This is a genomic window from Acinetobacter sp. YH01025 (assembly GCF_013420185.1).
Taxonomy (GTDB): domain Bacteria; phylum Pseudomonadota; class Gammaproteobacteria; order Pseudomonadales; family Moraxellaceae; genus Acinetobacter; species Acinetobacter indicus.
Genome location: NZ_VOYR01000011.1, coordinates 25,209 through 39,316, shown reverse-complemented (window position 1 = coordinate 39,316; position 14,108 = coordinate 25,209). Strand labels below are relative to the sequence as shown.

Annotated in this window: 13 protein-coding genes; 4 read left to right on the top strand and 9 right to left on the bottom strand. The window is 47.1% G+C overall.

Going from position 1 to position 14,108, the window contains the following annotated elements; translation table 11 throughout:
* Positions 1 to 10: 10 nt before the first annotated feature.
* From mutS to FTT89_RS11480, 4 genes are all read left to right on the top strand, one after another.
* The gene (gene mutS / locus FTT89_RS11495) at positions 11 to 2,644 is read left to right on the top strand and encodes a DNA mismatch repair protein MutS (RefSeq protein WP_180006367.1); all 2,634 of its coding nucleotides are present in this window, start codon (positions 11 to 13) and stop codon (positions 2,642 to 2,644) included.
* Between the two features lie 205 nt (positions 2,645 to 2,849).
* Positions 2,850 to 3,173 carry a ferredoxin FdxA gene (fdxA, locus tag FTT89_RS11490; RefSeq protein ID WP_005178805.1) on the top strand — a complete coding sequence of 108 codons (324 nt, stop codon included), beginning with the start codon at positions 2,850 to 2,852 and terminating at the stop codon, positions 3,171 to 3,173.
* A gap of 130 nt (positions 3,174 to 3,303) precedes the next feature.
* Positions 3,304 to 4,026, top strand: a complete 723-nt coding sequence (locus tag FTT89_RS11485; protein WP_104988470.1) for a D-Ala-D-Ala carboxypeptidase family metallohydrolase — start codon at positions 3,304 to 3,306, stop codon at positions 4,024 to 4,026.
* 132 nt (positions 4,027 to 4,158) lie between these two features.
* Complete coding sequence (locus tag FTT89_RS11480; protein WP_005178807.1) at positions 4,159 to 4,824, top strand: O-methyltransferase; 666 nt, start codon at positions 4,159 to 4,161, stop codon at positions 4,822 to 4,824.
* Between the two features lie 142 nt (positions 4,825 to 4,966).
* Here FTT89_RS11480 and FTT89_RS11475 read toward each other — a convergent pair whose 3' ends face one another.
* From FTT89_RS11475 to lptC, 9 genes are all read right to left on the bottom strand, one after another.
* Entirely contained in the window at positions 4,967 to 5,809 is an 843-nt protein-coding gene (locus tag FTT89_RS11475; RefSeq protein WP_005178808.1) for a universal stress protein, read from the bottom strand.
* Positions 5,810 to 5,945: 136 nt separating this feature from the next.
* Positions 5,946 to 6,563, bottom strand: a complete 618-nt coding sequence (locus tag FTT89_RS11470) for a DapH/DapD/GlmU-related protein (protein ID WP_104473705.1) — start codon at positions 6,561 to 6,563, stop codon at positions 5,946 to 5,948.
* Positions 6,556 to 7,155 (bottom strand): YigZ family protein, encoded by a 600-nt coding sequence (locus tag FTT89_RS11465; protein WP_160243023.1) that lies wholly within the window; start codon positions 7,153 to 7,155, stop codon positions 6,556 to 6,558. Before FTT89_RS11465 ends, FTT89_RS11470 begins: the two co-directional genes overlap by 8 nt.
* A gap of 103 nt (positions 7,156 to 7,258) precedes the next feature.
* Complete coding sequence (locus tag FTT89_RS11460) at positions 7,259 to 8,443, bottom strand: HlyD family efflux transporter periplasmic adaptor subunit (protein WP_005178811.1); 1,185 nt, start codon at positions 8,441 to 8,443, stop codon at positions 7,259 to 7,261.
* The gene (locus FTT89_RS11455) at positions 8,440 to 10,578 is read right to left on the bottom strand and encodes a type I secretion system permease/ATPase (protein ID WP_180006368.1); all 2,139 of its coding nucleotides are present in this window, start codon (positions 10,576 to 10,578) and stop codon (positions 8,440 to 8,442) included. The genes FTT89_RS11460 and FTT89_RS11455 overlap by 4 nt, the downstream gene beginning before the upstream one ends.
* Entirely contained in the window at positions 10,575 to 12,116 is a 1,542-nt protein-coding gene (locus tag FTT89_RS11450; RefSeq protein ID WP_180006369.1) for a TolC family outer membrane protein, read from the bottom strand. Before FTT89_RS11450 ends, FTT89_RS11455 begins: the two co-directional genes overlap by 4 nt.
* 142 nt (positions 12,117 to 12,258) lie before the next feature.
* Positions 12,259 to 13,002 carry an LPS export ABC transporter ATP-binding protein gene (lptB, locus tag FTT89_RS11445; RefSeq protein ID WP_005178814.1) on the bottom strand — a complete coding sequence of 248 codons (744 nt, stop codon included), beginning with the start codon at positions 13,000 to 13,002 and terminating at the stop codon, positions 12,259 to 12,261.
* Entirely contained in the window at positions 13,002 to 13,568 is a 567-nt protein-coding gene (gene lptA, locus FTT89_RS11440) for a lipopolysaccharide transport periplasmic protein LptA (RefSeq protein ID WP_005178815.1), read from the bottom strand. Before lptA ends, lptB begins: the two co-directional genes overlap by 1 nt.
* Positions 13,558 to 14,100 carry an LPS export ABC transporter periplasmic protein LptC gene (lptC, locus tag FTT89_RS11435; RefSeq protein ID WP_016659120.1) on the bottom strand — a complete coding sequence of 181 codons (543 nt, stop codon included), beginning with the start codon at positions 14,098 to 14,100 and terminating at the stop codon, positions 13,558 to 13,560. The genes lptA and lptC overlap by 11 nt, the downstream gene beginning before the upstream one ends.
* Positions 14,101 to 14,108 lie beyond the last annotated feature (8 nt).

Below are 14,108 nucleotides of genomic sequence, written 5' to 3'. Positions count from 1 at the left end.
CTGAATGTACATGAACATGCAAGAAATTGTGGCTGACTTATCTTCGCATACCCCGATGATGCAACAATATTTAAAAGTGAAGATGCAACATCCACATTCTTTAATGTTTTATCGAATGGGTGATTTCTACGAATTATTTTTTGATGATGCGCACAAGGCGGCCAAACTGTTAGGCATTACCCTGACCCATCGCGGTAAGGCCAATGGCCAGCCAATTCCGATGGCCGGCGTGCCCTATCATTCTGCCGAAGGTTATCTGGCGCGGCTGGTCAAAAAAGGCGAAACCGTGGTGATCTGCGAGCAAATTGGCGAGGTAACTGGCAAAGGCCCGGTGGAACGTGGCGTAGTACGGATTATTACCCCCGGCACACTCACCGACGATGCCCTGCTCAACAGCTATCAATCTTCCAATCTGGTCGCGCTCTGTTTACAGCAGAACCAGATCGGGATTGCACTGCTAGATTTAAGTGCCGGTATTTTCAAGGTCCAGCAGCAGGAGTATCAACCGGAACAGCTGGCGATTGAACTGTCGCGTCTCATGCCAAGCGAAATTGTGGTCGATGAAGATATTGTCGATCCGAATATCATCGAGTCTGTTAAAAAACAGCTGGATTGCCCGGTTACCAAACGTCCAAATGTCGATTTTAACCTGAATAATGCCCAGAAAACCCTGTGTGACCAGCTAGGCGTAGCTACCCTATCTGGCTTTGGGATTGATCATTTGCCTTTGGCCAAAGCCGCCGCCGCCGCCTTGATTCACTATGCCAAAGAAACCCAAAGAACGGCGTTGCCGCATATCCGCTCGATTCAGCTGGAACAAAGTAGCGATTTTATTGCGCTAGACCCGGTGACCCGGCGTAATCTGGAACTGATTGAACCTTTATTTGAACACGGCACCTCACTGTTTCAGCTGATTAATGACTGCCAGACCGCGATGGGTGGTCGTCTACTTAGCCGCACCTTAATGCAACCGCTACGTGATACCGCACTGCTGGATGCAAGGCTGGATGCGACCGAAGCGATTTTAACCGGTTATCACGATGCACCAATTCGTCTGGTACTGAAAGAAATTAGTGATATTGAACGTGTGCTGAGCCGGGTCGCTTTAGGCAGTGCTCGCCCACGTGATCTGGTGCAGCTGCGTCAGGCCTGTGCCCAGATTCCGTATTTATGTCATGCCGTGCAGCCGATTGTCAGTGCCGGCCAATCCAAATATTTACAACAGCTGAATGAAGAACTGGGCGACTTTCAGGGCCTTTACCAGCGTTTAATGGCGGCCATTGTGGAACAGCCACCGGTGTTGCTGCGTGATGGTAATGTCATTGCCGAAGGCTTTGACAGCGAGCTGGATGAGTTACGTCAAATCCGTGATCATGCCGGTCAGTTCCTGATTGATCTGGAAATTCAGGAGCGTGAACGTACTGGCATCAACACGCTTAAAATTGGCTATAACCGCGTTAGTGGCTACTATATTGAACTGTCCCGTGCGCAGGCCGAACAGGCACCGGAGCATTATATCCGTCGTCAGACCTTAAAAAATGCCGAGCGTTATATCACCCCGGAACTGAAAAGTTTTGAAGATAAGGTATTGTCGAGTGAATCACGCGCGCTGGCACGGGAAAAAATGCTGTTTGAAATGCTGCTGGATGAGCTGCGTCAGGACATTGGCAATTTGCAGATGATGAGCAGCGCCATTGCCCAGATTGATGTGCTGGCCAACTTTGCCCATCAGGCCCGCCTGAAAAACTGGACCCGTCCGGAATTTTCACCGGAAATTGGAGTCAAGATTGTCGCCGGCCGTCATCCAGTGGTGGAAGCCTTGAGCAAAACCGCATTTACCCCAAATGACACCACACTGGATTTTAACCATCGTATGGCAATTATTACCGGGCCGAATATGGGCGGTAAATCGACCTTTATGCGCCAGACCGCACTAATTGCCCTGCTTGGCTATTGTGGCAGTTATGTGCCGGCTCAAGCTGCGGTGCTAGGTCCGATTGACCGGATTTTCACCCGGATTGGTTCGGCCGATGACCTGTCTACCGGTAAATCAACCTTTATGGTGGAAATGACCGAAACCTCGCAAATTCTGCATCATGCCACCAATCAGTCACTGGTGCTGATGGATGAAGTCGGCCGTGGCACCAGTACCTATGATGGCCTGTCCCTGGCCTGGGCCTGTGTGCTGGATTTAACCAAACGGATCAAATGCTTATGCCTGTTCGCTACGCATTATTTCGAGCTGACCGAGCTGGGCAAAGAATCAGGTATTGATAATTATCATGTTACGGCCAAAGAACTCAATGGCAACCTGATTTTACTTCATAAAGTCCAGCAGGGTCCGGCCAGCCAGAGTCATGGTTTGCAGGTGGCCAAACTGGCCGGTATTCCTGCCAATGTGATTAAAGAAGCACAAAATCGCCTGAAGATTCTGGAAAAGCAGTCACATCAGTCGGTACAAAAATCGGTCCAGCATGATTTATTCAGTGAACCGGTGGTAGAAACTGAAGTGATTGAACGGATTGTCGAAGTTGAAAAACCATCACCGGCCCTCGAAGCCTTACGCCAACTGGATGTCGATAATCTCACCCCACGTCAGGCTCTAGAGCAATTGTATGCCCTGAAAGAGCAGCTAAACGCCTGATTCAAGACTTGAATTTCATATATGGAAAGGCTCTCATTTGAGAGTCTTTTTCATTTATAAGTTTTTTTGATGGTTTTATAGCACTTTTATCAAATTTAGTAGCACTGTCTATATCAAATATCAGTAAAAGCAATTGTTAGTTCACATCATTTTTGCCTAAAATACAGCTTAGTTATTAGAACCATATTTTTAGGTAGCTGTCGCCATGACATTTGTTGTCACTGAAAACTGTATTAAATGTAAATATCAAGACTGTGTAGAAGTATGCCCTGTAGATTGTTTCTATGAAGGTCCAAACTTCCTGGTGATTAACCCGGATGAATGTATTGACTGCGCACTGTGTGAACCTGAGTGTCCAGCCAATGCGATTTTCTCGGAAGATGAGCTACCAGAAGGTCAAGAAGTATTTATCGAGCTGAATGCTGAACTGGCAGAAAAATGGCCAAATATCACGCAAATTGGTGAACAACCTGCTGACCGTGAAGAATGGAATGGCAAGCCAGACAAATTACAATACTTAGAAAAGTAATTTTAAAAAGATCAGCAAAAGCTGATCTTTTTTTATACCTAAAACACACATTTGATTGCAATATTTTCAATTTTTACCGAAGCTTTTAGATTAGAATGCTTAGGATTTTAGTAAACGTTTGATTTGCATAATGACGCAATTTCTCAAGGCGATGCTCTCGCTCAGCATCGTGCCCCTGATCATGCTCGGATGTACAACCACACCGCAGAAAGGGAAAACGATTCATTCGCCTGATGGAAAACGGATTTATATCCCACAAGAAAAAATCAGCTATGAACGCAAGGTCGCACCAAAAGTGGTGCCCTATGCCTATAACAGCTGGATTGCCGTGACCGATAACCTGCGCCAGGTCCGCGAATATGAAAAATTCCTGAATGCTGAAGGCGTCGGCAATATTATTCCAAGTTTTGAATTACTGCGCACCGCACGTGACTGGCAAAAATGTGGCCGCTCGCAATACATGGTGCCCAACCGCGAATTATGGCGCAATCAGATTCCAACCTTAAAAGTCTTTAAATATCTGGTTGCCTCCAAAGTCCTGACCGATTTTGAAGTCACTTCAGTCTATCGCGATTTACCGCTGAACCAGTGCGCCGGTGGTGCCAGTTCCTCACGGCATTTATATAATTCCGCTATTGATTTCCGGATTGGGCCGGAATTTCCACAGCCGCAAGATTATGCCTTTATTGAAAATACCAAGTTCAGACTGTGCCAGTTCTGGACCCAGTATGGTCAAAGCCTGAATATGGGCTTGGGACTGTATGCTTCAGGGCAAATCCATATTGATACGCAGGGCTATCGTACCTGGGGACCGGATTTAAGCCGCTATTCGTCAATGTGCTATTACGAATAAATCCGGATCTGAATACAGAGGTGCTGCGGCGCCTCTTTTTATGTCTATTAATTCTGCAACTCTCCCGATAAAAATTGCACTCTAGGGGGAAAAGTTTAAAATGCATGCATTGCAACAAAGGTGCCCCCGACTATGAAACAAATGTGGACCGACCTCGACCACTACATCGAAACACATTTAATTCCTGAAGATCCGATTCTGACCCAAACCTTAAAACATACCGATGATCGGGGTTATCCGGATCACCTTGCTGTTGCGCCCAACCAGGGCATGTTGTTACAGATGTTAATTCAGATGAACGGCTGTAAACGTATTCTGGAACTTGGTACCTTTGCCGCCTATAGCACCATGTGGCTGGCGCGTGCCTTGCCGGAAGATGGCTATATTCTGACCATTGAAGGCCGTGATGCGCACGCCGCCGTGGCGCAGGAAAATATTGATCAGGCAAAGTTAAAACAGACTATTGATTTACGTGTTGGCCGCGCCGCTGATATTTTAAAAAGCCTGCCGGCTGATACTGCCCCGTTTGACTTTATTTTTATTGATGCCGACAAACAGAGCTATCCGGAATATCTGGAACTGAGCCTGAATCTGTCACGCTCCGGCACCTTAATTTTCCTGGACAATGTAATTCGCGCCGGTGACATCATTAATCCGGACAATCACAAGCCCAGCATTGAAGGCATTCGCGAGATGTTTAAGCTGATGCAGGAGCATCCACGTTTATTGTCTTCAACTGCCTTACAAACGGTAGGCAGCAAAGGGCATGATGGCTTTGCCTTGGCCATCGTTAAATAAGGCCCAAACAGAACAAAAAACACACAAAATAATATTTATTTTATTTTTTATAAACTTACATATACTGTCCATATAGTTATCCACAATAAATGCGGATAACCTTGGACAGTAATTCATCAGATGCGTGTAAGATATTTGGGCTTTATTTCACCACCAGTAACGGCACATTGGAATTCCGGAAAATGGTGGTGGTAATACTGCCCAGGAAAAACTGATGGATTTTGCTATGACTAAAGGCCCCAAGCAAAATTAGCTGAATACCATGTTCACGCTGATAATCCAGAATATTCTCCGCCACATCGCCATAACGATATTCCACCACCACATCTAAACCAGCGGCTTTTAAATACTGGGTCGGCTCATTTAATATTTCCGGATGATCACCCACATACAGCAAATGACATTGCAGCAGACGCAGCAAATCACTTTGGGTGATGCGCTTCATGATTTTTAAGCAGGTTGGTGAATATTCATAAGCGAAAATAAAACGGGTTGGCGGTTTAAACTGCTCGCCCACCGTCATAACGGCACAATTGGCCCCGCGGATAAAGTTTTCGACGTTACTGCCCAGGGCTTTATTGCGTTCGGCGGAACGCTCCCCAACCCGGCCGATGACCGCAATATCATCTTCTTGCAAGACATTAAAACTTTGTTCAAGAAAATCGCCTTTTTCCTGAATCTGGGTCGGCACGATATTATATTTTTGCTGCACCATCTCGGAAATATGACGCAGCAGATTATTGCTATATTCCAGCGCAATGTCGCTCTGCTTCTGTTCCAGCTCGGCCAGTTCCTTCAATAACATGGCATTGCTTTCAAAACCAATGACCCCGCTAATTTCACCTAAGTGATAACTGGCCGGATAATAGTCCAGCACCTGTAACAGCACCAGTTCCCGCTGGGTCTGCTTGGCTATCCACGCTGCGGCTTCCGCGAGTGCATTGATACAGGGTGAAGAATCAATACAGGCAATTACTCGTTTCATTGTCGCCTCTCTTGTTGCCTGTCTGCCAGGCTTTCGTTTTAATTGTTATCTAAAACTTAGCATAAGTCCTCAGCGGATGACATGACAAAATGTAAATAAAACACAGACATTTGAAGATAGAGAGCTATGTATGAGATTAATCACGATAACGAATCAAACGTGCCGGATTCCCTGCCACAATGGCCCGGCTTTCAATATCTTTGGTGACCATGCTGTGCATGCCGACAACCGCATGGGCACCAATTTTAATACCATCCTTAACGCCGACATGAGCACCCAGCCAGACATCGCGTTCAATTTCGATGCCCTGCGAACGCACCGGCTGCTGGTAAATCGGCTGAGCCAAATCCATGCCATGATCAAAGGCATATAAATGGCAATAGGCGGCAATACGCACCTGATCGTGAATCTTAATGCCGACCCGACCACCATCTAGAATACTATGATGATTAATCGCCACTTCACTGCCAATATGCAGCGGACCATGCAAGGTACAATCTGCAGCAATAAAAGTATTATCCCCGATGCTAATTTTACGTCCCGGTTCGGCAAAAATATGCGCCAGCGGTGAAATAAAGCAGTTCTCGCCAATTTCTACCGTTTCCATCTCCATCAAATAGGCCTGATAGTCTTTTTGCCAGGCTTCGGCCCAGACCCGGTTTTTCGGTTTCAGCGACCAGTACAGCCACGGCATATAATTCAGCCGATGTTTATGCTGTTCCCGATATTTCAGCAAAGGATCATGTTCAGTCATCTGCTGGCTCCTCAATAACTTTGAGCTGTTCCCGGCCGCGGGTAACGTCCTGAATTTTTAAGGCCAAAGGCTCAATCTGATGCACCTGTAATAAGGCATTGACCTGCACGCCATCTGCCCCGTACTGTTCCTGAAACTCGATATTCTGGCTATTCAGTTCATATTGAAAAATGGCCCATTCATTAAACTGGCACTGAAACTCGACTTTTTTCTTTTCAATCAGTTCAATTTTTTCTGCCAGCAGCAGGCATTGCCCGGCACAACCGCCATAGGCACGCACTAGGCCACCGGTGCCAAGTTTAATCCCGCCATACCAGCGATTGACCAGCACCAGCACATTGGTCAGCTCATTGCCCTCAATGGTAGCCAGAATAGGTCGGCCGGCAGTGCCAGAAGGTTCACCATCATCATTAAAACGCACCTGATGGCCAATTTTCCATGCCCAGCATTGATGGGTAGTGGTCAGGTCTTTGTTGGCTTCCAGAAAATCTTTAACCGCCTGTTCGTTTTCTACCGGTACGGCAATGGCCTCAAAACGGCTCTTTTTAATGTCTTCTTCAAAGCGAACAAGGGAGGCAATGGTAAATGGCATAACACAGCTAAAATGCAATAATCTCTGAAATTATAACGTGTTTTCAGGCAAGTTTTAGCAATAAAAAACCTCCCAAACTGGGAGGTCTAAGTTGAATTGACAATTAACGCTCGCGTAACGCTTCCTGGGCCTTGTTAAACGGTTTAATCAGATAATCCAGTACGGTTTTGGAACCGGTTTTAATATCAACCGTGGCCACCATTCCGGGGGTAATACTGAACTGCTGGCCAGATTTATTGGTCAGCTTATCGGTATCGGTCCGGATATAGACCCGGTAATAAAACTGGTCCTGCTTGACTTCATCACGGATGGTATCCGGTGAAATCACCGTGACCTTACCCTTTAAACCGCCATAAATCGAATAATCATAGGCGGTAATTTTGACCAGTGCTTCCTGGTCTGGGCGAATAAATGCAATATCTCGCGGCGAGATCCGCGCTTCAATTAACAGCTGTTCATCTAAAGGTACAATGGTCATTAACTTGCCATTTTGCGGTACGACCCCGCCAATGGTCATCACATCAATTTCCTTGACCACACCCCGTACCGGCGACTTGAAGACTGTGCGGTTCAAGGTGTCGGACTTGCCACGTACCACCTGTTGCTGGGTCTGTACATCGGTACTGGACTTGGACAGCTCTTCACGCGCTTTGACATAATACTGGTTACGAATATCATTCATCTGGTTACGCAGGTCATTGGCCTCGCGTTTCAGACGCAGCACTTCCACCTCACTGGCCGCACCTTTGGCCACCAAGGGTTCAGTCATACGCAATTCCTGCTCGACCAGCACCAGAGCCTGCCGTAAACCGGCCAGCGATTCTTCTAAGTTGGCCCGGCGCGAATTGTATAAAGCAGTTTCCTGCTGTACCAGTTTTGGCTCTTTCAGCACTTCTTCCGGAAAAACCAGGGGTGTGCCATTTACTTCAGCGCGTAACCGGGCCGAAGTCGCCAAGGAAGATACCAGCAAAGATTCCGATTCCCCCACATTAGAAGCAAACCGGGTCGGGTCCAGCTGGGCCAGCACCTGCCCACGGTTAACAATTTCCCCTTCGCGGACATTCAAGGTGGTGAGAATCCCGCCTTCTAAGGACTGTACCACCTGCTCTTTCGAAGATGGCACCACTTTACCAGTGCCGGTGGATACTTCTTCCAGCTTGAACAGCCAGGCCCAGAGTAGCAAAACTGCCAGTCCAATACAGATAATCCAGATAAACAGACTGGCTTTAGGTAAAGGTGGCTCCAGCTCGGTCACCTGCATTGAACGTTTGCTTAATTGTTCACTCATGACTTCGCTCCTGCCATCTGACGTGGTTGAGATGCAGACTGATTAAGAATCTGATCTCGTGGCCCGTCCATCACAATTTTTCCATCATTGACCACAATAATCCGGTCCACCAGCTCTAACACTGCACGGCGATGGGTGGCCACCACCAAAGTCCGGTGCCCAAGCCACATTTTCAAATGATCAATCAGCTGTTTCTCGGAGACATCATCAATTGCAGCCGTCGGTTCATCCAGCAATAAAATATTCGGCTGACGTAGCAGCAAACGTGCCAGCAGCAAGGCCTGTTTCTGGCCGCCAGAGAACCCCACACCACCTTCCAGAATCAGATGGTCCAGCCCTTCTTTCTTTTCCTGCACAAAGGCCAGCGCACCGGTAATTCGAAGTGCCTGTAAAATATCGTCATCATTGGCCAATGGTGCACCCAAAGTCAGGTTTTCCCGTACCGTGCCAAAAAACAGATGTGCATTCTGATTCAATAGCCCCATATCACGGCGTACATCAGCAGGATCAATCAGGCCCAACTCTACGCCATCGAGTTTAATTTTGCCCTGATTCGGGGTTTGCATGCCGGAAAAAAGCTGCAACAAGGTAGATTTCCCGGCACCATTACGACCCAGAATGGCAATTTTTTCACCAGCTTTAATTTCGAGCTTGGGCACCATCAAGGTCGGTTTAGGATCATCTTCGCCATATTTAAAGCTGACCCCGCTTAATTCATAATGACCATTTAACACCGGACGATGAATTAAGTGGCTATGTTCCGGCTGATCAACCGGTTTTTTCATTAATTCATCCAGTCCCTGTTTCGCCACTTTGGCCTGTTGCAAACGGCCCAGCACGCCGGCAATCTGTGAAATTGGTGCCAGCATCCGTGAAGATAAAATTGAACAAGCCACCAGAGCACCGGTGGTCATTTCTCCATCCATCACGGCAAAACAGCCGACCAGCACCACAATTGCAAAGGTCAGCCCCTGAATTTTCTGGGTCCAGGCCGTCATCACCCCAACAATTTTACGCTGACGCATAGCAATATCGGCGGAGACTTCATTCATATGATTCCACTGGTTCTGGAAGCGGGCTTCGGCGCGTAATAACTTGATGTCTTCAATGCCCTGTACCGATTCCACCAGCATGGCATTGCGGATTGCTCCTTCACGCATCCCCTCATTAGCCAGTTTAGCCAGAGGCTTTTGCGCCAGAATACCGGGAATAATCATGAGCGGTACCACAATCAGCATCACCCAGAACAGGTTCCCGCCAATCACCCAGAACACGCCCAGGAACAGCAGGAAGAAAGGCAAATCAGCGATTGCAGAAATGGTGGTCGACGTCACCAGTTCACGCACCCCTTCCAGTTCACGAATTTGTGAAATAAAGGTCCCGGTCGATTTAGAGCGTTCACTGTTTTTAATCCGTAGCGCATGTCCATATACCCGATCTGAAATACGCAGATCAGCGCGCTTGCCGATAATATCGGAGAGGTAAATCCGTGCGACCCTTAAACTAAACTCGAAAATGGCCGCAATCAGCACCCCACCTGCCAACACCCACAAAGTGGGAACCGATTGTGCCGGAATTACCCGGTCATAGACATTCATCGAAAACAGGATGGTGGCCAGCGCCAGAATATTGGCCATCAGGGAGGCAAACATTACATCGATATAACGTTTCCAGTCCCGCAGCACAATTGACCAGAACCAGTTGTCTTCATAGGGTTTGACATATTCATCTACCCGCGCATCGGGAACCGATTTTTCCGGACGCAGGATATAGACATGCCGCACATGCTCAGCCAAGGTGTCGCTGGCCAGCATTTGTGACAAACCCTGATCACCACTGAACTGAATACTCAGGTTACCCTCAGCATCGACCTTGTCAATTACGCCCACCTGACCATCCTGGAATTCAACCAGTACCGGCAAACGCCAGGGATTGATCACTTCGGCGCTAAAGTCGGTTTTGCGCAGCCTTAGGCCCACCTGACGGGCAATCAGATTTAAAATATCATCAATATTCTGGTTCGGATTCCAGTCCAGCTGCAAGCGGATACGTTCTGCGGATGGTTCAATCCGGTAATGCTTGGCAATGCTCAGCACTGCTTGAAGCCACGGTTGATAATTTATTTTAGTACTCATGGCTGAACTTCAAGCCCCTGAATGGATATATGGTTTAAATCATAAATATCGCGTGTCCGTCCGGTAATGGAGATATAGCGCGCAATGGCGGCATAAATATCAAAACGCGTATTTTCAATTTCCTGGGCGGCACTATGAATTGCCTGTTCGGCATTCAGTAAATCGACAGCTGAGCGCGTGCCTAATTTATATTGTTCCTGATACAGCTCTTTGGTCTGGATGGTGGTGGCCTGACGCTTGACCAGAATATTCATCTGGCGCTGCTTGTTCTGGATTTCTTCACGCAGCATGCGGGTTTCATCCAGCACCTCTAGATACACACTATTGACCCGTGCCTTGGCCGCTTCTTCTGCATAACTGGCCGCCCGGGTTTGTGACGCAATTGCGCCGCCCTGATAAAAGTTGCTATTGGCTTCCAGCATGATCGAATTATAGAGGCCATCATCTTCATTGTTATTTGGATTACGACCATTGATGGCCTGACTTATAGAACCTTTCACATTTAAAGTGGGATAAGCACTTAAACGTGATTGCTGCTTGCGTAATTTGGCCACTTCAACTTCAGCCTGAGCAGCGATTAGTCCGGGAATCTGCTGAAAAACCGGCTCTGAATATAATTGCGCCTCTTTCACCAGCCGCTCTGGAATCTGCCAGTTACGCTGATGAACCTCAAACCCGACCAAGGTGCGCAGCTTTTGCTGAAATTGGCGCAGCTGGGTTTGCTGCACAATTAAATTGGCTTCCGCAGCTTCCAGATTGGAACGGGCCTGAATCGGGTCGGCCTGGGTACTAATCCCGGCCTCGGCACGTAAATTGGTGATTTCCGCAATGCGGGCAATCCCCTGAATCTGCTCTTCAGCAATACGGGTAATTTCCTGATAGCGTTTGATATTAATCATGGCATTGGCAGTCTGGTAAGCAATATCATCAATACTGACCAGCACATTGGCCTGCTCTGCGGCCAAACGGGCCTGTTCCAAGTTGACACTGCTTTCGACCTTGCCAAAATCATAAAGCATTTGCGTGGCATTCAGGCTCAGCAGCTGACGGCCGCGCTCGCCTTTGGTCAGGTCTGCTGTGGAAATACCACCAGATAATTGCGGATAATAACCGGACTTCGCCACATCAATACTGGCATTCTGGGCTGCCAAAGTGGAAATGGCCTGGGAAATTTCAGGATGACGCTGAACAGCGGTCCGAATGGTGTCATTAAAACTTAAAGGCTGTTGCACAGAGGATCGGGCTGATGCCGCTGTTTCTGAAACAGATGATGCTGGTACTGCCCGGGGCATTTCCTGAATATTTTGTGTATCGAGCTGAAACTGGCTCAGTTCACTAATACGGACACGAGTAAAATTCTGGTCAGATTGCGGGGTAAATAAACGTGCCACGCTCTGTTGAAGTGTTTGCCGTTCTGAAGTCGTCGTTTCAGCATAAAGCGACTGGCTCAGCAGTCCACTCAGCAATAAAGCCTGCCACAGTAGCGTCTGCCTGAATAATTTATTTTTATGAACTGTTAAGCTCTTGCAACCCATCATTGTCGTCATTCAAACTAATATTTTGAAATATTTTTAAAATTGTAAATGTTTTTAAGCTAGTTTTTTATACTTTTGTTAATTATAAAACGCTTTCAGGATAAAACACATACAACAAATAACAATTATATGTGTTTTTCACCAACTACACCTTAAAATCTTCGCCCAAGTAGACCTGTTTCACAGTTTCATTTTCCAGAATTTCCTGTGGGGTTCCTTCGGCAATCACTGCACCTTCACTGACAATATAAGCACGCTCACAAATTGCCAATGTTTCGCGCACGTTATGATCGGTAATTAATACACCAATTCCGCGATCTTTAAGGGTGCTAATAATATCTTTAATATCCCCGACAGAAATCGGGTCCACCCCGGCAAAAGGTTCATCCAGCAACATAAATTTCGGATCGGCAGCCAAAGCACGGGCGATTTCTGCACGACGTCGCTCACCACCCGATACACTCATGCCCAGTGAATCTTTAATATGGGTAATTTTAAAGTCGGCCAGCAGTTCGGTTAAACGCTGCTGACGCTGCTGCTTGTTTAAGTCTTTACGGGTTTCCAGAATCGACATGATATTTTCAGCAATGGTCAGTTTTCTGAAAATTGACGCCTCTTGTGGCAGGTAACCAATGCCTTTGCGCGCACGTTCATGCATGGCCAGGTCAGATAAATCCAGTTCATCCAGATGAATTTCCCCCTTGTCCATACGCACCAGGCCAACCACCATATAGAAGCTGGTAGTTTTACCTGCACCATTTGGGCCAAGCAAGCCGACAATCTGGCCACTTTGCATACAGAAAGAAACATCTTTCACCACCCAGCGCTTACTGTAGTTTTTGGCCAGGTGTTTGATTGTCAGAGTTTGTGGCTGTACGACCTGATCCATTAATCGCGTGCTCCCGGGAATGATTTTGAACTGGATGGTGGAATCACAATCTGTACGCGACCTGAAGATGATCCGGTGTTGTTTGGCGTACCAATGGCTTCAATATCGCCTTTGTTCATACTATAACGCAAGGTATTGCCGCGAATACTGGCCCCATCCTGCTGTAAAAATGCCCCGCCCGACAAAGTAATAATACCGGTTTCCGCATTGTAGACAATTTTCTGCGCCTGACCTTTGGCCAGACCTTTATTCGGGTCAGTCTTTTGCTGGAACTGTGCCGGACTACCATTGGCGGTAATGGTGCTGATTTCTTTTTTACTGTTCAGATTGGCCACAATTGAATTGGCCTGCAAGCGCATTGTGCCCTGCTCGATAATCACATTACCGGTATAGGTGGTAATACCGGTACGCTCATTAAATGTCGCACGGTCAGCCACCAGGGTAATTGGCTGGTTCCGGTCTGAAGGCAAGGCCCAGGCTGTAGCTGAGGACAATACTGCCAAACCTACAAGCGCGGCTTTCTTCAGGAAAGTACGAGGTGTTGCAAGCTTCGGATTAACGTTCATATGTTCCTCGAATATTAAAAAATTCGTATTGACCATCATTCAAATTGGCTTTCAGTCCTTGGCTTACAAATTCAGCTTGTGGAGACTGCACCATCACCTGTTTATCGGTTTCAATTTCCCGACTGTCCGGATAGCCCGTCAATTCTGTCGTCTGCAGTTCTAATTGACCTTGCGCTAAAATTTTGGTGGCACGTACCTGGTCAGATAACACTACTTTTTCATTGTCATTATAGCCATGTGCCTGCTTGGCATAAAAAGTGGCATCAACTTTCCCGTCTTTATACATGGACGCATTCAGGTTCTGTAATTGAGAAGTCTGCTTTTGCATATCCTGCTCTAAACGGTCAACCTGAGCGCGAACATATAAATTCCCCTGTTCATCGGTTTGAGTCAGGTTAATCTGCTCCGCCGTATAGGTCATACTTCTGGAACCCTCGGTATCCAGTTTATTGCCTTTACCGCTGTAATAGTAATAACCACCACTTACAGCTGCAATTGCAATCGCAGTAATATATAAAACTCGGGTATCCATAAGTGGGG